20 protein-coding genes and 2 pseudogenes are annotated in these 20,008 nt (G+C 70.6%); 14 read left to right on the top strand and 8 right to left on the bottom strand.

From position 1 onward, the window contains the following. Positions 1-380: 380 nt before the first annotated feature. Entirely contained in the window at positions 381-1,838 is a 1,458-nt protein-coding gene (locus ACFW0G_RS34910; protein ID WP_378329742.1) for a PLP-dependent aminotransferase family protein, read from the bottom strand. A gap of 61 nt (positions 1,839-1,899) precedes the next feature. Here ACFW0G_RS34910 and ACFW0G_RS34905 point away from each other — a divergent pair, with 61 nt between their 5' ends. After that, positions 1,900-2,586 carry a YitT family protein gene (locus tag ACFW0G_RS34905; RefSeq protein WP_378329741.1) on the top strand — a complete coding sequence of 229 codons (687 nt, stop codon included), beginning with the start codon at positions 1,900-1,902 and terminating at the stop codon, positions 2,584-2,586. Here the strand turns inward: ACFW0G_RS34905 and ACFW0G_RS34900 are convergent. Beyond that, positions 2,583-3,128, bottom strand: a complete 546-nt coding sequence (locus ACFW0G_RS34900) for a Clp protease N-terminal domain-containing protein (RefSeq protein WP_378329740.1) — start codon at positions 3,126-3,128, stop codon at positions 2,583-2,585. The two genes, ACFW0G_RS34905 and ACFW0G_RS34900, sit on opposite strands and share 4 nt — an antisense overlap. Next, the gene (locus ACFW0G_RS34895) at positions 3,128-3,337 is read right to left on the bottom strand and encodes a sigma factor-like helix-turn-helix DNA-binding protein (protein WP_004559389.1); all 210 of its coding nucleotides are present in this window, start codon (positions 3,335-3,337) and stop codon (positions 3,128-3,130) included. Before ACFW0G_RS34895 ends, ACFW0G_RS34900 begins: the two co-directional genes overlap by 1 nt. A 66-nt stretch (positions 3,338-3,403) precedes the next feature. Here ACFW0G_RS34895 and ACFW0G_RS34890 point away from each other — a divergent pair, with 66 nt between their 5' ends. Both ACFW0G_RS34890 and ACFW0G_RS34885 read left to right on the top strand, forming a co-directional pair. After that, a complete protein-coding gene (locus tag ACFW0G_RS34890) occupies positions 3,404-4,177 on the top strand; it encodes a hypothetical protein (RefSeq protein WP_378329739.1) in 774 nt (257 codons plus the stop codon). 70 nt (positions 4,178-4,247) lie between these two features. Continuing rightward, a pseudogene (locus ACFW0G_RS34885) lies at positions 4,248-4,853 on the top strand (DUF998 domain-containing protein); the annotation flags it as partial. Between the two features lie 24 nt (positions 4,854-4,877). Here ACFW0G_RS34885 and ACFW0G_RS34880 read toward each other — a convergent pair. Next, positions 4,878-5,942 carry a D-cysteine desulfhydrase family protein gene (locus ACFW0G_RS34880; protein WP_378329738.1) on the bottom strand — a complete coding sequence of 355 codons (1,065 nt, stop codon included), beginning with the start codon at positions 5,940-5,942 and terminating at the stop codon, positions 4,878-4,880. A 253-nt stretch (positions 5,943-6,195) separates the two neighbouring features. Here ACFW0G_RS34880 and ACFW0G_RS34875 point away from each other — a divergent pair. The 3 genes and pseudogenes from ACFW0G_RS34875 to ACFW0G_RS34865 all read left to right on the top strand — a co-directional run. Continuing rightward, positions 6,196-7,557 (top strand): annotated as a pseudogene (locus ACFW0G_RS34875) (amidase); the annotation flags it as partial. Next, positions 7,524-8,105 carry a TetR/AcrR family transcriptional regulator gene (locus tag ACFW0G_RS34870; protein ID WP_378329737.1) on the top strand — a complete coding sequence of 194 codons (582 nt, stop codon included), beginning with the start codon at positions 7,524-7,526 and terminating at the stop codon, positions 8,103-8,105. The pseudogene ACFW0G_RS34875 and the gene ACFW0G_RS34870, both read left to right, overlap by 34 nt. 1 nt (position 8,106) lies before the next feature. After that, positions 8,107-8,946, top strand: a complete 840-nt coding sequence (locus tag ACFW0G_RS34865; protein ID WP_378329736.1) for an oxygenase MpaB family protein — start codon at positions 8,107-8,109, stop codon at positions 8,944-8,946. On the opposite strand, the gene ACFW0G_RS34860 is transcribed toward ACFW0G_RS34865, so the two are convergent. After that, positions 8,922-9,494 carry a CGNR zinc finger domain-containing protein gene (locus ACFW0G_RS34860; protein ID WP_378329735.1) on the bottom strand — a complete coding sequence of 191 codons (573 nt, stop codon included), beginning with the start codon at positions 9,492-9,494 and terminating at the stop codon, positions 8,922-8,924. The genes ACFW0G_RS34865 and ACFW0G_RS34860 overlap by 25 nt on opposite strands. Positions 9,495-9,547: 53 nt before the next feature. Here ACFW0G_RS34860 and ACFW0G_RS34855 point away from each other — a divergent pair, with 53 nt between their 5' ends. The 5 genes from ACFW0G_RS34855 (at position 9,548) to ACFW0G_RS34835 (ending at position 14,108) form a co-directional block, all read left to right on the top strand. Beyond that, positions 9,548-10,411 carry an alpha/beta fold hydrolase gene (locus ACFW0G_RS34855; protein WP_378329734.1) on the top strand — a complete coding sequence of 288 codons (864 nt, stop codon included), beginning with the start codon at positions 9,548-9,550 and terminating at the stop codon, positions 10,409-10,411. A 107-nt stretch (positions 10,412-10,518) separates the two neighbouring features. Further along, positions 10,519-11,979 (top strand): hypothetical protein, encoded by a 1,461-nt coding sequence (locus ACFW0G_RS34850; RefSeq protein ID WP_378329733.1) that lies wholly within the window; start codon positions 10,519-10,521, stop codon positions 11,977-11,979. Continuing rightward, on the top strand, positions 11,976-12,407 hold the full coding sequence (locus tag ACFW0G_RS34845; RefSeq protein WP_378329732.1) for a FixH family protein: 432 nt from the start codon (positions 11,976-11,978) through the stop codon (positions 12,405-12,407). Before ACFW0G_RS34850 ends, ACFW0G_RS34845 begins: the two co-directional genes overlap by 4 nt. A 20-nt stretch (positions 12,408-12,427) precedes the next feature. Beyond that, positions 12,428-13,567 (top strand): hypothetical protein, encoded by a 1,140-nt coding sequence (locus ACFW0G_RS34840; protein ID WP_378329731.1) that lies wholly within the window; start codon positions 12,428-12,430, stop codon positions 13,565-13,567. Then, positions 13,560-14,108 (top strand): hypothetical protein, encoded by a 549-nt coding sequence (locus ACFW0G_RS34835; protein WP_378329730.1) that lies wholly within the window; start codon positions 13,560-13,562, stop codon positions 14,106-14,108. The genes ACFW0G_RS34840 and ACFW0G_RS34835 overlap by 8 nt, the downstream gene beginning before the upstream one ends. Before the next feature lie 136 nt (positions 14,109-14,244). On the opposite strand, the gene ACFW0G_RS34830 is transcribed toward ACFW0G_RS34835, so the two are convergent. After that, positions 14,245-14,502 carry a DUF397 domain-containing protein gene (locus ACFW0G_RS34830; protein WP_378329729.1) on the bottom strand — a complete coding sequence of 86 codons (258 nt, stop codon included), beginning with the start codon at positions 14,500-14,502 and terminating at the stop codon, positions 14,245-14,247. Positions 14,503-15,057: 555 nt separating this feature from the next. On the opposite strand from ACFW0G_RS34830, the gene ACFW0G_RS34825 reads away from it, so the two are divergent. Continuing rightward, a complete protein-coding gene (locus tag ACFW0G_RS34825; protein ID WP_378329728.1) occupies positions 15,058-15,321 on the top strand; it encodes a hypothetical protein in 264 nt (87 codons plus the stop codon). An 89-nt stretch (positions 15,322-15,410) separates the two neighbouring features. Here ACFW0G_RS34825 and ACFW0G_RS34820 read toward each other — a convergent pair whose 3' ends face one another. Next, positions 15,411-16,259, bottom strand: coding sequence for an SAM-dependent methyltransferase (locus ACFW0G_RS34820; protein WP_378329727.1), 849 nt, complete (start codon positions 16,257-16,259; stop codon positions 15,411-15,413). A 166-nt stretch (positions 16,260-16,425) separates the two neighbouring features. Further along, positions 16,426-17,283 (bottom strand): helix-turn-helix domain-containing protein, encoded by an 858-nt coding sequence (locus ACFW0G_RS34815; RefSeq protein ID WP_378329726.1) that lies wholly within the window; start codon positions 17,281-17,283, stop codon positions 16,426-16,428. A 232-nt stretch (positions 17,284-17,515) separates the two neighbouring features. Between ACFW0G_RS34815 and ACFW0G_RS34810 the strand changes: the two genes are divergently transcribed. Further along, complete coding sequence (locus ACFW0G_RS34810; RefSeq protein ID WP_378329725.1) at positions 17,516-18,439, top strand: MBL fold metallo-hydrolase; 924 nt, start codon at positions 17,516-17,518, stop codon at positions 18,437-18,439. Positions 18,440-18,502: 63 nt separating this feature from the next. Then, complete coding sequence (gene gndA / locus ACFW0G_RS34805) at positions 18,503-19,942, top strand: NADP-dependent phosphogluconate dehydrogenase (RefSeq protein ID WP_378329724.1); 1,440 nt, start codon at positions 18,503-18,505, stop codon at positions 19,940-19,942. Positions 19,943-20,008: the final 66 nt, after the last annotated feature.

The raw sequence follows: 20,008 nt of genomic DNA, 5'->3' as shown, positions 1-20,008 counted from the left end.
TATTTCTCTCGGTGTGGTGTTTCCCCGCGCCCACCCCTGGGTTCCCCGACCCCCCCCCTCCCCCCCCGCCCCCCCGCCCCGGGCGGTTGGGGGCCGGGGCCCCGGCCCCGCGGCCCCCCCCCGCCCCCGGGACCCACACCGGGTGTGCTCCGGGGGTTCTCGTTCACCGCGCCGAACGGGAAACCGTCAAGGCCCGGAGCCACCCGCACCGCGGGCGCTTCCCGGCACGTCGAGGGGCTGTGCCGGGAAGCCGCCGCGGTGCCCGCACCGGCTGACGCCGGGGCGGGCACGAACAGCCGGTGCGCTGGATGCCCATCGACCGCCGCCCATCCCTGGAGCGGCCGGACCGGACCCCATCCAGCGCACCGGTTGTCGTCGTTTCAGGCGATCGGGATTTCGGTGGCGGTGGGGGCGGGCGTGCCGCGAACCGCGGACGCTGCGGCGCTGAGCCGCCGAACGGCTTCGTAGAGCCGATCCGGTGACTGGGCGAAGGGCAGGCGCAGCCAGCGTTCCAGCCCACCGTGGGCACCGAACCGCGAACCGGGCGCGATCTGCACCCCGTGCCCGGCCGCCGCCACCGCGAGCCGGGTACTCATCGGCTCCGGCAGCCGGCACCACAGCGACAGGCCACCCGGCGGCAGCGTCCACGTCCAATCCGGGCAGTACCAGCTCAACGCCTCGGCCAGCCCGTCCCTGCGGGCACGAAACTCCTCGCGGCGCTGCGCCAGCATCCCGAAGCCCGCCTCGGCGAGCAATTCCGCGAGCACGACCTGTTCGAACACCGGCGAGCCGAGATCCACGGCGAACCGCGACGAAACCAGCCTGCCCAGCATGTCCTCCGACGCCCGGATCCACCCCATCCGCAAGCCGCCCCAATGCGACTTCGAGGCCGAACCGACGGTGATCGCCAGGTCCCCCGCCGACGCGGCCAGCGGTGGCGGCCCGTCCACCGGGTCCCCCTCGTAGTCCAGTTCGACCAGGGATTCGTCGACGACCACCGGCGTCCTGGTCCTGGCCAGGAGCGCGCCCAGCCGCTCCCTGCCTTCCGCGTCGAGCCGCAGTCCGGTCGGGTTGTGGAAGTCGACCACGAGGTAGCCCAGCCGGGGTGCCGCCTGGCGCACCGCGGCCTCGATCCCGGCGATGTCCCAGCCTCGCGCGCCCGCCGGGTCGAGCGCGACCGGCACCGGGACGGCATGCGCGGACCGGATGGCCTCCAGCGCGTTCGGGTAGGTCGGCTGCTCGACCAGCACCCGGTCCCCCGGTCCGGCCAGCATGCGCAGGACCAGCACGAACGCGTGATGGGCGCCGTTGGTCACCATCACCTGCGACGCCGAGGTGGGCAGCCCGCGGTCGGTATAGCGCTGCGCGATGCGTTCCCGCAACGCCAGCAGCCCGCGCTCGTAGTAGCCGTGCTCGCCGAGGTGCTCGGTAAGTGCCCGGCGGGCGGTGTCGAGCACCCCGGCCATGCCGGGAAGCGCCGACGGCGCCGCGCGCGCGAGACAGATCAGGTCGTCGCCGGAGGGCACCAGCGGCCCGCTGCCCCGCCGTGGTGCCGCGACCCACGATCCGGCACCCCGGCGGCTGGCCACGATCCCACTCTCCCGCAGCCGGTCGAGCGCGGCGCCGATCAGCGTCCGGCTGATCCCCAGTGCCTCGGCCAGCTCCCGCTCGGCGGGCAGCCGGGTGCCGAGCGGGAGCTGGCCGTCCAGGACGTGCAGTTCGATGGCTGCCGCGAGGTCGGCGGCTCCGTGCCGCGAGCCACCTTGCCGCCAGGAACCCAGCAAACCAGCCAATCGAGGGCCCGATATCCGTCCACCTGGTGGGATCTGGGGTTGCATAAGGCCAATTATGACGAATTGGCCATGGTATTCAAGACCACTTGCCCCTGATAGTGGAGGCGTGGCACAACTCGATCTCCGCCCTGTCCGGATCACCCATGCCCCCGTGCGGCGCAGTGCACAGCTGCTCGCGGGCCTCGCCCTGTACGGCACGAGCATGGCGATGATGACCAGGGCACACCTCGGCCTCGCCCCGTGGGACGTCCTCAGCGACGGCCTCAACAAACTGACCGGCCTGAGTTTCGGCACGCTCACCGCGATCATCGCCGTCGCCGTGCTCCTGCTGTGGATCCCGATCCGGCAGCGGCCCGGCATCGGGACGGTCGCCAACATCGTGGTCATCTCGATCGTCGTCGACCTGGTCCGTGCCGTACTACCGGACCAGCACGTCCTCGCCTGGCAGATCACGCTGCTGGTCGGCGGGGTGGTGCTCAACGGCGTCGCGACGGCGGTCTACGTCGGCACCCGCCTCGGCCCCGGCCCGCGCGACGGGCTGATGACCGGCCTCGCGGCGCGCACCGGCTGGTCCGTCCGGCTGGTGCGCACCGGGATCGAGGTGACCGTGCTCGCCGCGGGCTGGCTGCTCGGCGGGTCGGTCGGCGTGGGGACGGTGTTCTACGCGCTGGCCATCGGCCCGCTCGCCCAGGCCCTCCTGCCGCTGGTGACCTGGCGCGGTCCCGAAGCTCCCGGCACGGAAGACCTGCCAGAGGAGGAACCGGACCGACGGTGCCCAGACGGCGCACATTAGCCGGCCTTGCGTTCCCGCATCGCCCGGCGCAGCGTCGGATAGTCGGCGCCGTGCCGGGCGAGCAGGTCGGCGGCGACCCCCTGCTGTGCCGCCAGCGCGAGCAGGAGGTGGTCCTGCCCGAGGGTCTTGTCCCCGATCTCGATCGCCTGCCGCAGGCAGCCCTCGATCAGTCTCTTCGTCGTCGGGGCGAACGGCAGCGTGCGCTTGCCCCGGCGGCCCTGCCCCGGTCCCGCGAGCGCGCCGGGACCGTGGGTCTGCTCGACCCGCTCGACGATCTGCTCGACGTCGATGCCCAGCTCCGTCAGCGCCTCGGCGTCGGTGTCGGTGATCCCGCCGCGGCGACGGAACCGCTCCAGCTCCCCCGCGATGTCGTCCCGCGAGACGCCCAGCCGCGTGAGCAGGCGGGACGCGTCACTGTCGGCGCTGCGGACGAGTTCTGCCAGCAGATGCAGCGGCTCGATCTCCCGTGAGCCCATCTCGGTGGCGAGCCGCTGCGCGTCGACGAGCGCGAACCGGACGTCGGGGGTGAACCGTTCGAACATCAGTGCCTCCCGTACTTCTTGTGGACCGCCTGCCTGCTGACCCCCAGCTCGGCGGCGATCTCCTGCCACGACCACCCGTGCACTCGCGCGCTGCGCACCTGCACGGCCTCCAGTTGCTCCAGCAGCCGCCGGAGCGCGGCGACGGCGCGCAGCCCCACCCGGGGATCGCGATCGCCCGCTCGCGCGGCCAGGTCCGTTGCCTCAGTCATGCTGTCAACTTACGTTGACATCGCCGAGGATGTCAACCTCAGTTGACGCCGTACTACAGTCGCGGGATGCCCGACATCGCGATCGCCGAACGGGCCGGGGTCGGCACCGACGGCGCAGACCGCCCCACCGAGGACCACGTCGTGGTGCTGGACAACGCGGTCCTCCTGCTCGACGGCGCCACTTCACCGCACCCTGACCTGCCCCCCGGCGGCTGGTACGCCGGGCTGCTCGCCGACCGGCTCGCCGCCGGCCTGCACGCCGAACCGGACGCGGACCTGGCCGACGTGCTCGCCGCGTCGATCGCCGACGTCGCCGCGGAGCACGGGCTGCGACCCGGGAACGCGCCATCGAGCACCGTCGCGATGCTGCGCTGGCAGCCCGACGAGGTCGAGGCGCTGGTACTCGCGGACAGCCCGATAGTCGCCTTCGGGCGCTTCGGCAGCACCAAGCTGGACGTCGTGTCGGACGACCGGCTCGTCGCACTGCGGGACGGCGGCAAGCTCCAGACCGGCGCGGACGTCCGGCGCAGGCGCAACGCCGACGACGGGTTCTGGGTCGCCGAAGCGGATCCCGGCGCGGCCGCGAAAGCGGTGCGGCGAACCTGGCCGAGGTCGGCGGTGGACGTCGCGCTGCTGGCCAGTGACGGGGTCGCGATCGGGGTCGACGAATACCACCTGTTCGACTGGCCCGAAGCGCTGGGTCTCGCCCGCGCGAACGGTCCGGACGCGGTACTCGACGCCGTCCGCACCGCCGAGAAGCAGGACCCGGACGGCACACGCTGGCCCCGCGCGAAACGGCACGACGACCAGGCGCTCGTTGTGGTGGACTTCACCGCCTGATATCAGGCTTCCGGGGGAATTCAGGGTCTTCCCTGATCACGAACGCGTCGCGGGCGACGAACCTGGATACATGGGGATTCAGGAGGAGCGGGGAGAGGCGCCACGGTCGAGACCGTGGCGCCTCGTCGCGATCGCGGGGATCGGCTGGAGCCTGTTCACGATCACGGTGCTGCACGTGATCAGCTCGCACGATCCGGTCTACGACACACTGTCCAGCTACGCCTTCACCGACCGCGGCACCGGCATGCTCGCGGCGAGCATGCTGTCGATGACCATCGGATCGCTGGCGGTGCTCGGCGCGCTGCACGGTGCCGGGGTCCAGCTGTCCCGGACGGCGCGGCTGCTGCTGGTGCTCTGGGCGCTGGGCCTGGCCACGGCTGCGGCCTTCCCGGCGAGCTATCCGGCGGCCCCGGACCCGGTCAGCGGCGAGATCCACCTGTACTCGTGCCTGATCGCGTTCCTCAGCCTGCCGGGCGCGGCCTTCTCGATGCTGGACACACTGCGCGGACGTCCGGAGCGCGCACTGGTCGTCCGGCGGCTGCGGCTGACCGCCGCCGCGTTCGGCCTGTTCGGGCTCAGCTTCGTCCTGGTGCGCCTGGACGAGGCCTACCACGGGGTCTTCCACGTACTGGCCAACAGCCTGCCGATCGGGATCACGCAGAAGCTGCTGCTCGTCGCCGACGTCTTCCTGCTGTGCGGCCTACTGCGCGTCGCCCGCATCGCCGAGGTAACCGGTCTCGACCGCGGCGGCGAATTCGGGCGCGTAGCCGTACAGGCCGGGCAGCCCGCCGGTGTGCACGAACACGACGTGGTCGGCCGGAGCGAAGCGGCCCTGCGCAGCCCATTCGACGAGCGCGGCGCCCACCTTGCCGGTGTAGACCGGGTCCAGCACGACGCCCTCGGTCCGGCCGAAAAGCCGTAGGGCCGCCCAGGTCTCGTCGGTCGGGACGCCGTAGCCGGGGCCGATCGTGCTGTCGCTCATCCGCACGTGGTCGAGCGCGGGCGGGGCGACGTCCAGCAGCGCGGCAGCCTCGGCGACCAGCTGCGCCAGGTTCTCGGTGGCTTCGTCGAGCGGATGGCTGACGCAGGCGACATCGACATCGAGACCGCCCAGCAGCGCGCTGCCCAGCGTGATCCCGGCCGACGTGGCGCCGCTTGCATGCGGTGCGACGACGCGGGCCCGTTCGATCCCGAGATCGGCGAGCTGGACGGCCAGCTCGCGCGTCGCCGCGACGTAGCCGAGAGTCCCGAGACCGTCGGAACCGCCGACCGGGACCGTCGCGACCTTGCGGCCTTCGGCGGCGGCTTCGGCGATCAGCCGGTCGTAGACGCGGCCGGTCTCCTCGCCGTCTGCGCAGACGTGGACCCGGGCGCCGAAGAGCCGATCGAGCGAGAGGTTCCCGGAACGCTCGTAGGCCTCGCCCGAGCGCGGGACCTTTGCCGTGAGGACCAGTTCGCAGCGCAGCCCGAGCTTCGCGCAGGCCGCGGCGGTCTGACGACCGTGGTTGGTCTGCAACGCGCCGAAGGTGACGACCGTGTCCGCGCCCGCGGCGAGCGCGGCGCCGAGGTGGAACTCCAGCTTGCGGAGCTTGTTGCCCCCGACGCCCAGCGGATGCACGTCGTCCCGTTTGAGCAGCAGGTTCGGCAGGCCGAGCGCTTCGCCGAGGCGCGGTGCGGGCAGCAGCGGGGTGGGCAGGCCACCGAGATCGACGCGGGGTACGGCGTCGAGCGCCGCGCTGGGGAAGCCGTCCAGGTCGTACGTCATCGTGCCTCCGCGGTCTCGGTGTCCAACCTGCTCCGAACGTGACCGTAGCCGTCGGCCTGCCGAGGCATCGAGGGACGCCCTCGGTGCATCCAGCGCGACAAGGGCGTCCCTCGGTGCGTTCAACGCACCTGGGGCGTCCCTCGGTGCGGCCCCGTCCCGGGTCACGAGCGGGCGAACAGCGCGTGAACGGTGGTATTGTTCGTTCGAACGAACGAGACGGGAGCAGTCATGACCGCAACCCCCGCAGACCGGCCTCACGTTCGCCGGGCTCGCCGATCAGGCGCACCGCCTCGCCGAGGGCGCGGTCACCTCCGTCGAACTCACCGCAGCGGCGCTCGAGCGCGCGAAGGCGAGCCAGCCCGTCCTCAACGCGTTCCGCCACCTTCGCGAAGACGACGCCCTGCGCGAAGCCGCCGAGGCAGACCGCAAGCTCGCCGACGGCGAGCGCGCCCCGCTGCTCGGCGTGCCGATCGCGATCAAGGACGACATCGACATCACCGGCCTGCCGACGGCGTTCGGCTGCCCCGGCGAGTTCCCGGCCGCCACCGCGGACTCCCCCGCCGTCACCCAGCTCCGGAACGCGGGTGCGGTGATCATCGGCAAGACGAACACGCCCGAGCTGGGTCAATGGCCGTTCACCGAGGGCCCGGCGTTCGGCGCCACCCGCAACCCATGGCACACCGGGCACACGCCGGGCGGTTCGTCCGGCGGCTCGGCGGCCGCGGTCGCCGCCGGTGTCGTCCCCGCCGCGCTGGGCTCGGACGGCGCGGGGTCGATCCGGATCCCCGCGGCGTGGACCGGGCTGGTCGGGATCAAGCCCCAGCGCGGCCGCATCCCCACCGACGGCGAACTGTTCCACGGCCTCACCGTGCTCGGCCCGCTGGCCAGGACAGTCGCCGACGCCGCACTCCTGCTCGACGTCGCGGCGGGGACGCGGGAGAAGTTCCAGTCCGCGGCACGCCGAGCGCCGGGCACCCTCCGCATTGGACTGTCCACCCGGATTCCTTTCACCGCAACGAAAACTCGGCTCGACCCGGTGGTGAACGCGGCGACACGGCGGCTCGCCGAGGCACTGGCGGGCCTGGGCCACGAGATCGTCGAGATCGAGCCGGACTACCGGCTGATCGGGCTGAGCTTCCTGCCGCGCTCGCTCGCCGGGGTGCGCGACTGGACCACTCGTGTCCCCGACCGCGCCCTGCTCGACCCGCGCACCCGGGGCAACGCACGCCAGGGCACCCTGCTCGGCGGGCTGGCGCTGCGTCTCGCGCGCGGCGCGGAACCGTTGCTGCACCGGAAGATCGGCTCGGTGTTCGGCAGCGTCGACGTCCTGCTGACCCCGACGACCGCGACCCCGCCACCGGCGATCGGCAGTTTCGACGGGCTCACCAGCTGGCAGACCGATCAGGCGATCACCGCGGCCTGCCCGTACGCGTGGCCGTGGAATATCCTGGGCTGGCCGGGGATCAACGTCCCGGCCGGGCTCACGGGAGACGGGCTGCCCATCGGCGCCCAGCTGCTCGGCCCGTCGCATGCCGAAGAGCGGCTGATTTCCCTTGCCGCGCAACTGGAAGAGGTCGAACGGTGGCCCGACCGGCAGCCCGCGACGGCTTGGTGAGCACCCGGGAAGCCATCCTGCGCGCCACGCTCACGGTGGTCGGCGAACGCGGCGTCGGCGGCCTCACCAACCGCCGGATCGTCGCCGCCGCCGGTGTCTCGCTCGGCACGCTCACCTATCACTTCCCCAGCCAGACCGAACTCCTGCGCGAGGCGATGCTGCTGTTCGCCGAGGAGGAGACGGCGAAGCTGGCCGGCCTCGTCGAGGGCTACCGCGAGGCAGGGCTGAGCGTCGAGCAGGCAGCGATCGTCGTCGAGCACGTCATCGCGGAGCTGCCGTTCGGCACTCAGGAACTGGCCCCCCACGAGCTGTGGTTGCAAGCGGCACGTGACCCTGATCTGCGCGAGGCGTCGGAGCGGTGCTTCGCGGCGTACGACGAACTCGCCGTGACGATCCTGCGCGCACTGCACGTTCCCGACGCCGAGCGCCTGGCGGGTCCCGTCGTCGCCCTGATCGCCGGATTGCAGTTGCGCCGTCTCGCGACCGGTGCGAGCGCGGTGCCCGCGGCCGAACCGTTGATGATGCTGCTACGCGGAGCCCAGGACTGAAATGGCGGTCCCGATCCGCAAGGGCACGGCGGCGTGGCGGTACTTCGGCGACTTCCGCGACGGGCTGCTGGCGGAACAGGTACTGCTGCTCCAGGTCGCGCATCCGGTGGTCGCGGCGGGCGTGCGGGACCACTCGAACTACACCGAGGATCCGTGGACACGGCTGATGCGCACCGTCGCGTCGCTGTCGATCTACGTCTACGGCGGCGAACAAGGCGCACGGTTCGAAGCGGACCGCTTGCGAGAGCTGCACCGGACGTTCACCGGGATCGACGAGGACCGCCGCTACAGCGCGCTGAACCCGCACGCCTACGCCTGGGTGCACGCCACGCTCGTCAAGGCACCCGTTGACGCACAACGATTTTTCGGCAGTCCGCTGTCACCGTCCGAATTGGACGAATATTACGCGCAGATGTGCGACGTCGGCCGGATTCTCGGGGTCCGGGAACAGGACATCCCGCCAGACTGGGCGGCGTTCGAGCACTACTACGACGAGATGGTCGCCGGGTTCGAGCGCAACGGGGCGATCGACACGCTACTGGAAACCATTCGCACGGTGCGGAAACCGGTGCGCTGGCTACCCGATTCGTGGTGGATCCCCTTGCGGCACGCGCAGCTGTTCCTCATCCGCGCCACCCTGCCGCCAGGGTTCCGCGCACGTCTCGGTCTGCAGTGGACAGAAAAAGATCAACGGCGCTTCGAGCGTTTTGCCGCCGCCGTAAGGGTTATCGGCGCGCTGGTACCGGTTTCGCTGCGTTCGGCGCCTATGCGCGCGGTCGGGTGGCTCAACGTCTGGCTGCGCGCCCATCCACGCGCTTACCGGTTCTTCGTTCGCGCGTAGTGCGCCCGCGCTTTTGCGCGGTTGCCGCAGCGAGCCATCGAACACCATTGCCGGGTCCGGCGTGGCGAGGCGTCACAGAACCGCAGGCCGCAGTCGTCGGCGGCGCAGATCCGCACGGCGGCCTCCCCCGCCGCCAGCTCGATCGCGTCGACGGCCAGCACCGCGAACGCGGACGCGACCGGATCAGGCGGCGGCGGGACTTCCCGGCGCACGCCGCCGTCTTCGACCCGCAGGCGCGGCGGCAACGGTGGCGCCGCGGCGGCGGCCTCGTTGATCAGCTGGACATCGGCGGGGCGCGGCGCCTCGCCCTCGGCCACCGCCAGCAGCAGCTTGTCGACCGCTTCCCGCAGCGCCCGCGCGGCGATGAGATGCCCGCTGGTCACCGAGGTCGCGCCGACAGTGAAGCCCGCGAGTTCCAGCCATTCGGCGAGCGCGTCCTGGCCCGTCAACAGCTCGACGCCGCCGAGGTGCCGCGAGCGGAGGGTGTTGACCAGGTCGAGGCAGGGCCTGCCGCCGTCGAAGACCCATTCGGTGTCCGGACCGCGCATGGTCTCATCCTAACCCTTGTCGCAGGTTAGGAACTTCTCTACCCTCTAACCCCATGAACAGGTTAGAAGCGACCTCGGCCATGGCGCCGGTCAACGGACTCCGGACGCACTACCTGCGCGCGGGCGAAGGGCCGCCGCTGTTCCTGCTGCACGGCTGGCCGCAGACCTCGCACTGCTGGCACCGGGTCATCGGCCCGCTCGCCGAGACACACACCGTCATCGCGCCGGACCTCCGGGGCTACGGGCGCACCGACAAACCGCGCGACGGCTACGACAAGCGCACGATGGCGGCCGACGTCGCGGCTTTGGCAACGCACCTGGGCTTCGACCGGGTCGCCGTCGCCGGCCACGACCGGGGCGGACGCGTCGCCCACCGCTGGGCGCTGGACCGGCCGGACCAGGTCGAGCGGCTCGCGGTGCTGGACATCATCCCGACCCGCGAGATGTGGCGACGGCTCGACAGCGAACTCGGCGCGGGTTACTGGCACTGGCTGTTCCACCTCCAGCCCGACCTTCCGGAACTCCTCGCCGGGCAGAACATCGCGGCCTACCTGGGCTACTTCTTCGAGCGCTGGACCTACCAGCGGCAGGGCCTGCGTCCCGAGGACGTCGAGGAATACGTCCGCGCGTTCTCCGCGCCCGGCGCGTTGCGGGCGGGCTTCGACGACTACCGCGCGTCCTTCCCCGCCGACGCCACCGACGACGACACCGATTTCGACGCGGGCAACCGGCTCGACATGCCCTTGCTCGCGCTGTGGGGTGCCAACGGACTCACCGGGAAGCTGCCGGTGCTCGACATCTGGCGCGAGTACGCACCGGCTGCCACCGGCTCGGCGATCCCGGAGTGCGGGCACTTCCTTCCCGAGGAGCAACCCGAAGAAGTCGTGGCACAGCTGCGCGGATTCCTGATGGGCTAAGGCGTATCCCCACCCTCGGTCAGGGGCGGGGTCCCCCGCACTGGGGATGGGAATTCCCCCAGCTCCGTGACGCTTTCCCCGGCACGGACCGGTTGACTGAGCCGACAATGGGGACGAAACCACACCGGCGGCGCACGGCGCTGCTGTTCTTGCTGTGCGCACTGGGGTTCGCGCTCGGCGGCGGCGTCGCGTACGCCGACGGCGCACCCGTCGGGAACGACGTCCAGGTGGCGCAGACGCTGGGCACCCGCGACCTGACCGTCATCATCCGCCGTGTCGACATCACGCCGGGACCGCTGCACGTCGACGTCGTCACGCACGCGGGCAGCGCCCCGGGATCGCTGCGCCTGCGGGCGTCGGCGGCCGGTGCGGTGCGCTCGGAAACCGACATCCAGCTCGGTGCGACGCCCGGTGTGTACGGCGGCCAGCTGCGCGTCGAACAGCCCGGGCCGTGGGAACTCGCGATCGGCGACGGCACCGGCCCGGCCGCGACGATCCCGTTCATCGTCGCGGCCAGGGTCGTCCCGCCGTGGGAAAAGGCGGCATACGGCGGCTTCGTCGCCGCCGGGGTGTTCCTCGTGCTCGCACTGGTCGTGGCGATCCGGTCACGACGCACCGGCTACGCGCTCGTCCCGGCGGGCGGAATGGTCGCCGCGCTGGCCGTCGCGGTGACCGGAGCACTGCTCTCGTCGGGCACGCCACCCCCACCCTCGCCCGGCACACAGCTCGACCCGACGCTCGACAACGTCACCGATCCGTACGCCAACGCCCAACTGTCCATAGTGGATTACTCAAGGCCGCCGGTGAACTTCGCCGTGCACGCCGACGACGCGAAATCGGGACACCCTGCAGAACTGCGGCTCGCGTTCACCGACGGATCGACCGGCCGCCCGGCCGACGACCTGCTCGTGCACGACGACGCGCTCGTCCACCTCGTCGTGATCTCACCGTCCGGGCGACTGTGGCATCTGCACCCGGTCCGCGTCGCGCCCGGCGACTACCGGGTCCGCTTCGTGCCACCGGAACCGGGCACCTACGCCGTTTCCGCGGAACTCGCCCGGCGGGGCGGCGGCGTCCAGCTCGTCCGGTCCACTGTGGACGTCGATGCCGGCGAAAGTTCCGACCCCGCAAAGGTTCCGGACGGCCCGGGCAAGCGCGTCGTCGACGGGACGCCGGTCGAGATCACCACGACCGCGGTCGCGCCGGGCGTACCGGTCACGATCACCGCGAGGTTCGGCACCGCCGACCTCCAGCCGTGGCTGGGCATGCTCGGCCACCTCATCGTCGTCGGCCCGCTGCCGGGCCCCGACCGGATCGGCGCGGCCGCCGCGACCGCGCCGACCTGGGCCCATGTGCACGCGATGCCGCCGTTCGTGGCCGGGATGACCGGGAAACCGGACGAGACCGTCGCCGCCTACGGCCCGGACGTCCCGTTCACCTACACCTTCGCCGCGCCCGGCCGGTACCGGCTGTGGCTGCAGGCCGAACGCGGGTTCTCGGTGCTCACCGTGCCCGTCACGATCGACGTCCCGGCCGCGGCGCCGGGTACGGAAGGAGGCCGACGGTGACCGGCACCGACGCGACCGCCACCCCGGCGGCGCCTGCCCGCCGACGGCCGGTCGTGCTGATCGTGGTCGTCGCGCTGATCGTCGCGGGCGTGCTCGCGTGGCTGTTCTGGAGCGGGAGTTCGTCCACGCCGGTGTCCGCGGAGACGACATCGGGTCCGTACACAGTGCGGATCACCGGCGAGCAGCCGCGGATCGGCGGGAACGACTTCGCGCTCGAAGTCACCGGACCGGCCGCGGACACCGTGACCGTCGAGCCGGTGATGCCGCAGATGGGGCACGCGCTCACCCCGGTGGCCGCCGGCTCCGACGGGCCGGGCCGTTACCGCGCCAACGTCGGCCTGCCGATGGCCGGCCAATGGGAGCTCACCGTGTCGCTGCGCGGGCCCGCCGGGTCCGCGAATGTCGTCTTTCCCTTGCTCGTCAAATAAACAAAGAAGGAGGTCGGGGGATGGATCTCACCGCGTCGGGGGCCCGCGTGGTCACGACGGCAAAACGGGCACGCACCGGGCTCGCGCCGGCGAGCACGGTGCTCGGGGGTTCGGTGGTCTCGCTGGTCGGGCTCACCTGGGACATCCAGTGGCACAGCGACGTAGGGCCCGACACGTTCTTCACGCTGCCGCACCTGTTCCTGTACGCGGGCAGCGCGATCGTCGGGCTGGCGAGCCTCGCCGTCGTCCTGATGACGACCGCGGCGCGACGGGCAGGGCGACCGGTCGACCCGCGGATCGGCGGCCGCGCGATCAACGTGTTCGGCCGGACGTTCGCCGCGCCGCTCGGCTACCTCGTCTCCGGTGCGGGTGCGGCGTCGTTCCTGCTGTACGGGCTGTGGGACCAGTGGTGGCACGGGCTGTACGGCTTCGACGCGGTCATCGACTCGCCGCCGCACATCGGGCTGCTGCTGTCGATCACGATCTCGATCATCGGCACCACGATGGTGTTCGCCTCGGCCCACGAACACCGCTGGGGTGTCGTCGGGACGCTCGGTTCGCTGTCGGTGCTGCTGGCCTTCAGCGCGGTGACCGTGCTCGGGCTGCAGCAGGTCGACCTCGACCCGGTCGAGGTCACCCGCGCCGCCACCGCGTTGCTGTCGGTCCTGTTCGTCACGACCGCGGCGGGTTTCCTGCGCCGTCCCGGCGCCGCGGTCGCCACCGCGGCCGGGCTCGTGGTGCTGCAGGGGGTGTTCTGGTGGTTCTCGCCGTGGGCGGCCCGCGCGTACGCGGACATGGTCGGCCTTCCGGTGCGGGACTACGTGAGCGGCGTACCGGAGATGCCGTCGCTCATGCCGATGCTCCTGCTGCCGATCGCGGCCGTGCTCGAGGTGCTGTTCCTGCTCGGCACGAAACGCGGCTGGCACGCCGGCCGGGTTTCGGTCATCGCGGGCGGCGTCGGCGGGCTGCTGATCGGGGCGACGCTGGTGGTCCAGACCGCCTGGATCTACTCGAAGTACCACCCGGAGACCGTGGTCGTGCTGGCGACCGGCGTCGCGGGTGGCGTGCTGGGGCTGCTCGGCGGGTTCGCCGGGTGGCGGTTCGGCGGGATGCTGCGGTTGCTGGCGCCCGCGCGGAAGGGGGAGGACGCGCATGCGTAGGACATTGCTGGCGTTGTGCGCCGTGGCCGGTCTGCTGTTCCTGTCTGCGGCACCCGCCAACGCCTACGAGCCGGTGAACATCGTGCACACCGAGCGCGTGCAAGCCGGGCCGTACGGGATGACGGTCGGGTTCAGCACGTGGCCGCTGCGCGCGATGCAGTCGCTGGACTTCACCTTCATCCCGGACGGCGGCATCGCCGACAAGTCCGGGACGCTGTCGCTGTTCAACCCGGAATACGGCAGGTACAACCGGCCGCAGCCGATGGCCCGGCATCCGCGCAAGCTCGACGTGTGGGGCCTGGACATCCGCTCGCTGCAGGCGCAGGGCGACTGGAAGTTCAAGTTCACGATCACCGGGCCCGCCGGGACGGGCACCGGCGAACTGCCCGCCGTGCACGTCCTCGAACAGCCCGGCCCGCCGATGGGCGTCAGCTGGGCGATCAGCACCATTCCGCTGCTCGTACTCGCGGCGCTGGTCGTCATCGCCTGGCGCCGTACCCGCGCCCGGCTCCGCGGGGGTGGATTGCCCGCCATCGCGTAACCGTGAGTGTTCGTGAAGGCCGTCTCGAACTTCCGAGACGGCCTTCACGGGTTTCCAGGGCAATTCACCGAGCGAATTCGGGCAGAAGTGAGCAACATCACCCGATTGGTGTAGACCAGGACGCGGCGGGGTGAAACTAGGCGGCGGGCAGGTCGAACTGCCCGGCCTTCACCGCGACGACGAAGGCCTCCCACTCCCCCGCGTCGAACACGAAGACGGGGCTGCCCTCGAGCTTGGTGTCCCGCACCCCGACCAGGCCTTCTCTACCCAGGTTGACCTCGACGCAGTTCCCGCCGTTGGGTTCGCTGACGAACGACTTCTCCCAAGCGGACTCGTCAAACAGGGACACGGCCGTGTTCGGATCGTAATCCGCTACCGACGGATAATCCGCCATGGGTCGTACCTCCGGGCTTCGGTGGGGGCGCGGTCGTCACTTCGATCAAAGCCGCACGTCCCCGGGTCTTTCTTCAGCTCTATGGACTAGTCCGCGCGGCCAAGCGGGTGATCAACTCGTCTTGACCTCGACATGAAGATTATTCCAGTTGTAGGATTAATCGCAGCGGCCGGGGCAACGGTTGTTCGTAAGTTGCCAGCAACTCGTAGCTCGATGGCAATGAGCGACAAGCTCGCGGACCGCGACCCAACCACCGCCGACCTCATGGGGGAGGATCAGCGTGATCATCCAGGACAGCGCGCCACCGGGCGCGCTGGTTGTGGGCAGGCTCGCACGGGGGACCGTGGGCGAATCCCGCCGCGTAGTGCATGTTTTCCCTGCTGACGCTGTTGCGGACACCGGCGCGTTGATCACCGGACGCTGCGGGGAAACGCTTCCCCGTGCCGATGTCGAGTGGGTCCGGCCGGGCATGGGGATGCCCTGCGAAGGCTGCCTCGGCTTGCAGGGAACCGGGCCGAACCGGTACCCACGACCAGAACTGGGGGTGTGATCCCAATGGCTGTCCGGCTCACTTCGCTGTTCCGCCGTGAGCAGGAACACACGCACACCGGACGTCGAGCGATCGCCCACGAACTCCGCAATCGTTTCGGTTTCAGCCTGATCCAGGCACCGCTGCGCAAGCAGCCGACCCTGAGCACCGAGCTGGACCTCCCGGAGCCGCGCGCACCGCGCCACGATCCGATCCGCACCACACGTCCGCTCGAGACACAGATCGACCTGAGCCAGCTGCTGCCACGCCATCTCGGCTCCCACGTCTGACCGCCCCACCACACAAGGGAGCCCCGGGTACCTGCGGACCCGGGGCTCCTTGCTGTCCTGGCTCGGATTGTGCGCTCAGGGCGCGCGGCTCAGGGCTTGCGGCCGAGACCGCCGATCGAGCCGGAGAAGGCGGGGTCGGGGGCGAGCCGCTTGGTGGCCTTCGATTCGGCCTCGTCCAAATGCCATTCCGGCAACCAGGCGATACCCGGCTCGACGAGGTCCAGACCTTCGAAGAACCCGGAGAACTCCGCGCGGCTGCGCAGATGGAACGGCGTGCTGGACTCCTTGTACTGCTCGCGGATCCGGTCGCGGCTGTCGCTGTCCCCGGTCGGCACACCGTCGCCGGTCAGGTGGGAGGACAGGAAGTAGGAGCCGGACGGCAGCATCGAAAGGTATTGCTGCACGATCTGCCGCGCCGGCTCGTCGGGACCGAGGAAGTAGAGGACGCCGACCATGATCAGCCCGATCGGCCGCTGCGGGTCCAGCGCGCCGGTGTCCAGCGCGCGACGCCAGATGTCGGACGGGTTCCGCAGGTCGCCCTGCAGCACCGCGTGCCGTCCGGCGACGCCCTCGCGTTCGAGCAGGATCTGCGAATGCGCGACCGCGACCGGCTCGATGTCGACGTACACGCAGCGCGCGTTCGGGTTCACCGAGGCCGCGACCTGGTGCACGTTGCCGACCGTCGGCACGCCGGATCCCAGGTCCAGGAACTGCTCGATGCCGTTGCGCGCCAGGTAGCGCACACCCCGCCCGAGGAACTCACGGTTCGTCCGCGCCACCGTCTTGATCATCGGGAACGTCTGCACGGCCCGCTCGGCGAACTCGCGGTCGATGGCCCAGTTCGCGGTGCCGCCGAGGAACCAGTCGTAGATGCGGGCGGCGTTGGGACGTTCGAGGTCGACACCCTCGGGGGCGTCCGGCTCGGGGATCTGCGTCATGCCCGGGATTCCCTTCGGCAGGCGAAGACAGCGAAGGACGTCACCTTACAGTGCCGGTAGATACCAATCCGACCGGAAGTAAGCGGTCGCACAGGTCCGCCTGTTTCGCTGGTCGGCTTACTTCCGGCCTGCTTGGTATAGAAGCGCTTTCACCTTCTGCCGACGGTCAGGCCTGCATCTGCCTGCGGTAGACCTCGGCGAGCTCCTTGAGGAACTGGCGTGTCTCCTGCCGTTCCAGCGCGGCGCCGCGCAGCCTGTCCCAGGCGTCGACGAAGATGTTGAAGTCCTTGACGTCGTCCAGGTACAGACCGCCGGCGGAATGCTCGATGTAGACGAAGTCACGCGTGCGGTCCGGGAACCGCATGATCGTGAAGTCGTTCGGCACCGACGCCAGCTTGGCGCCGAAGGGCAGGACGTGGATGTACACCCGCGCGTGCCGCTCCATGCCGAGCAGGTACTCGACCTGGTCCAGCATCACCGCCGGCGCGTGGCCGCCCGGTGCTCGGCGCAGCGCGCCCTCGCTGATGATGAACCGGTAGTACGGTGGCTGCTGCTGCTCGAACACCGCCTTGCGGTCGAGCCGGTTGCGCACCAGTGACGTCACGTCCGTGGCACCGAACTCGGTGAACTGCTTGAGCATGTAGTGCTCGGACTGCAACGGCCCCGGAATCCGCTCGCCGTGCCAGGTCAGGATCTCCGCGGCCGCGGGCTCCAGATCGGTGAACGTGCGGAACCAGTGCGGCACCACCGAGCGGTAGCCGGACCAGTGCCCGCGCTGCCCGGCCGCGGCACGGGCCAGGTTCATCAGCGTGTCGGCCTCTTCGCCGTTGATCCCGAACGCGTTCAGCATCGACCGCACATCTCCGAGCTTCACCCCGACCGCACCGGACTCGATCTTGTTGACCTTGCCCTGGGTGCAGCCGAGAACCTCGGCGACCTGCTGTTGCGTCATCCGCGCCGCGTTGCGGGCATGCCGGAGCTCGTTGCCGAGCTGCTTCCGGCGCGAGGTGACGGTGCTGGCCATCGCCTTGCTCTCCCGGACGTAGAACCAGGGTGGCGGCGATCGCCGTCACCCTTGCGCGAACTTCGAACCACCCAGGTTACTGCTTCACCTTGCGGAGTTCGATGATGACACCGCGCAGCGTCTCAGGAAACGATCCGGAACGCCAGTCACCCTCGGTGTCACTCGCCTGGACCAGCGCATATCGGGATCTATCGGACAACCGCCGGGACGGTCGTTGCGGCATAGTGGGCGCGTGAGCGATCGTTCCCCCTCCGCCGCGTCCGTCCAGCAGCTCGCCGAGGGTGTCTACGGCTACGTCCAGCCGGACGGGTCCTGGTACATCAACAACTGCGGGTTCGTCGACGGTGGCGACCACACCGTGCTGATCGACACCTGCGCGACCGAGCGGCGGACCCGCGCGCTGCTCGCCGCCGTCGAGGCCACGACGTCCAGGCCGGCGGCCACGCTGGTCAACACCCATCACCACGGCGATCACACGAACGGTAACTACCTCGCGGCCGGGGCGACGATCATCGGGCACCGCAAGACGCGTGCGGAGCTGCTCGCCACGGGCATCCAGTCGTACGAGGGCATCTTCACCGGCAGCGACTGGGGGCATCTGGAGCTGCGCGTGCCCGACGTGGTCTTCGACGATCGGCTGACCGTGTACGCCGGGGACGTCGAGATGCAGCTCATCCACCCAGGGCACGCGGCGCACACCACCAACGACGTGCTCGTGTGGCTGCCCGCGCAGCGGGTCCTCTACTGCGGGGACCTGGTGTTCAACGGCGGCAGCCCGTTCGCGGTGATGGGCTCGGTCGCGGGCTGGCTGGCCGCGCTGGACATCCTGCGCGAGCTGGAGCCGCGGGTGATCCTCCCGGGGCACGGCCCGGTGTGCGGACTGGCGGAGGTCGAGGTCGTCGCGCGGTATCTCCGGTTCGTCCAGGAGACCGCCGAGCGGGGCAAGTCGGCCGGGCTCGCGCCGCTGGAGGTGGTGAAGGACACCGACCTCGGCGAGTTCGCCGCGATGTCCGAGCAGGAACGGCTGGTCGGGAACCTGCATCGCGCATACGCCGAGCTGGACGGACAGTCGTGGGGCGCGCCGATCGACCTGGCCGCCGCGCTCACCGACATGATCGCCTTCAACGGCGGGGCGCCCATCCGCTGCTTCTCCTGAGTACGGCAAGCGGGACTAGTGTCTGAATCGAGAGAGACGAGTGTTCTCGAAAGGGCTGTGCGAATGAGCAAGAAAGCGAGCATCGGGGTCACCGGGCTGGCGGTCATGGGCCGGAACCTGGCGCGGAACCTCGCCCGGCACGGGCACACGGTCGCCCTGCACAACCGGTCCGAGGAGCGGACCCGTGCGCTGGTGGACCAGTTCGGCGACGAGGGCGACTTCATCCCGGCGTACTCCGCGCAGGAGTTCGTCGACGCGCTGGAGCGACCGCGCCAGGTCGTGATCATGGTCAAGGCCGGCGCCCCGACCGACGCGGTGATCGAGGAGTTCGCGCCGCTGCTGGAACCGGGCGACGTCATCGTCGACGCGGGCAACGCACACTTCGCCGACACCCGTCGCCGCGAGGCGTCGCTGCGCGAGCGGGGCCTGCACTTCGTCGGCACCGGCGTCTCGGGTGGCGAGGAAGGCGCGCTGCACGGGCCGAGCATCATGCCCGGCGGGTCGGTGGAGTCGTACGAATCGCTCGGACCGCTGTTCGAGGACATCTCGGCGAAGGTCGACGGCGAGCCGTGCTGCACGCACGTCGGGGCCGACGGCGCCGGGCACTTCGTGAAGATGGTGCACAACGGCATCGAGTACGCCGACATGCAGCTCATCGCCGAGTCGTTCGACCTGCTGCGCGGCGCGGGCGGCTATTCCCCCGCCGAGATCGCCTCGGTGTTCCGGACCTGGAACACCGGACGGCTGGACTCCTACCTGATCGAGATCACCGCCGAAGTGCTGGCGCACGTCGACGCCGCATCCGGCAAGCCGTTCGTCGACGTCGTCGCGGACGCCGCGGAGCAGAAGGGCACCGGCCGCTGGACCGTCCAAATCGGACTCGACCTGGGCGTCCCGATCTCGGGGATCGCCGAAGCGGTGTTCGCGCGCTCGCTGTCGGGCTCGACTGGTTTGCGCGCGGCCGCTCGCGGACTCGGCGGCCCTTCGCGTGCTCCGCTGTCGGGGTCCGCTTTGGACCGTTTCGCGGACGATGTCGAGCAGGCGCTGTACGCGTCGAAGGTCGTTGCGTACGCGCAGGGCTTCAACCAGATCCAGGCCGGGGCGACCGAATACGGCTGGGACATCGACCTCGGCCGCGTCGCGGCGATCTGGCGTGGCGGCTGCATCATCCGGGCGAAGTTCCTGAACGACATCACCTCCGCCTACGCCGCCGAACCCACGTTGCCTACGCTCCTGACCTCCGGTGGTTTCCGGAAGGCCGTCGAAGATGCTCAGGACTCTTGGCGTTCGGTGATCTCGACCGCGGTGTCGCTGGGCATCCCGACCCCGGGCTTCTCGACCGCGCTGGCCTACTACGACGGCCTGCGCGCGGACCGGCTCCCGGCCGCGCTGGTCCAGGGACAACGGGACTTCTTCGGCGCGCACACCTACCGCCGGGTGGACCGGGACGGCTCGTTCCACACCGCTTGGGCCGCCGAGGGCCGCCCCGAATCCCCCGCGTGAGCCGCGCGCTCGTGAGTTGATCCGAGGGACGCCCTCGGTGCACTCAACGCAGCGAGGGACGCCCTT

The sequence above is a fragment of the Amycolatopsis sp. NPDC058986 genome, assembly GCF_042741125.1.
Classification (GTDB): domain Bacteria; phylum Actinomycetota; class Actinomycetes; order Mycobacteriales; family Pseudonocardiaceae; genus Amycolatopsis.
This window is presented reverse-complemented; position numbering and strand designations above follow the sequence as displayed.

Excerpts from the sequence above, each read along its gene's own strand:
- ACFW0G_RS34850 (WP_378329733.1), top strand. The coding sequence starts at position 10,519 with ATGGGGACGAAACCACACCGGCGGCGCACGGCGCTGCTGTTCTTGCTG.
- gndA (WP_378329724.1), top strand. The coding sequence starts at position 18,503 with ATGAGCAAGAAAGCGAGCATCGGGGTCACCGGGCTGGCGGTCATGGGC.
- ACFW0G_RS34900 (WP_378329740.1), bottom strand. The coding sequence starts at position 3,128 with ATGTTCGAACGGTTCACCCCCGACGTCCGGTTCGCGCTCGTCGACGCG.
- ACFW0G_RS34890 (WP_378329739.1), top strand. The coding sequence starts at position 3,404 with ATGCCCGACATCGCGATCGCCGAACGGGCCGGGGTCGGCACCGACGGC.
- ACFW0G_RS34825 (WP_378329728.1), top strand. The coding sequence starts at position 15,058 with ATGGCTGTCCGGCTCACTTCGCTGTTCCGCCGTGAGCAGGAACACACG.
- ACFW0G_RS34835 (WP_378329730.1), top strand. The coding sequence starts at position 13,560 with ATGCGTAGGACATTGCTGGCGTTGTGCGCCGTGGCCGGTCTGCTGTTC.
- ACFW0G_RS34830 (WP_378329729.1), bottom strand. The coding sequence starts at position 14,502 with ATGGCGGATTATCCGTCGGTAGCGGATTACGATCCGAACACGGCCGTG.
- ACFW0G_RS34840 (WP_378329731.1), top strand. The coding sequence starts at position 12,428 with ATGGATCTCACCGCGTCGGGGGCCCGCGTGGTCACGACGGCAAAACGG.
- ACFW0G_RS34865 (WP_378329736.1), top strand. The coding sequence starts at position 8,107 with ATGGCGGTCCCGATCCGCAAGGGCACGGCGGCGTGGCGGTACTTCGGC.
- ACFW0G_RS34820 (WP_378329727.1), bottom strand. The coding sequence starts at position 16,259 with ATGACGCAGATCCCCGAGCCGGACGCCCCCGAGGGTGTCGACCTCGAA.
- ACFW0G_RS34855 (WP_378329734.1), top strand. The coding sequence starts at position 9,548 with ATGAACAGGTTAGAAGCGACCTCGGCCATGGCGCCGGTCAACGGACTC.
- ACFW0G_RS34910 (WP_378329742.1), bottom strand. The coding sequence starts at position 1,838 with ATGCAACCCCAGATCCCACCAGGTGGACGGATATCGGGCCCTCGATTG.
- ACFW0G_RS34895 (WP_004559389.1), bottom strand. The coding sequence starts at position 3,337 with ATGACTGAGGCAACGGACCTGGCCGCGCGAGCGGGCGATCGCGATCCC.
- ACFW0G_RS34860 (WP_378329735.1), bottom strand. The coding sequence starts at position 9,494 with ATGCGCGGTCCGGACACCGAATGGGTCTTCGACGGCGGCAGGCCCTGC.
- ACFW0G_RS34880 (WP_378329738.1), bottom strand. The coding sequence starts at position 5,942 with ATGACGTACGACCTGGACGGCTTCCCCAGCGCGGCGCTCGACGCCGTA.
- ACFW0G_RS34815 (WP_378329726.1), bottom strand. The coding sequence starts at position 17,283 with ATGGCCAGCACCGTCACCTCGCGCCGGAAGCAGCTCGGCAACGAGCTC.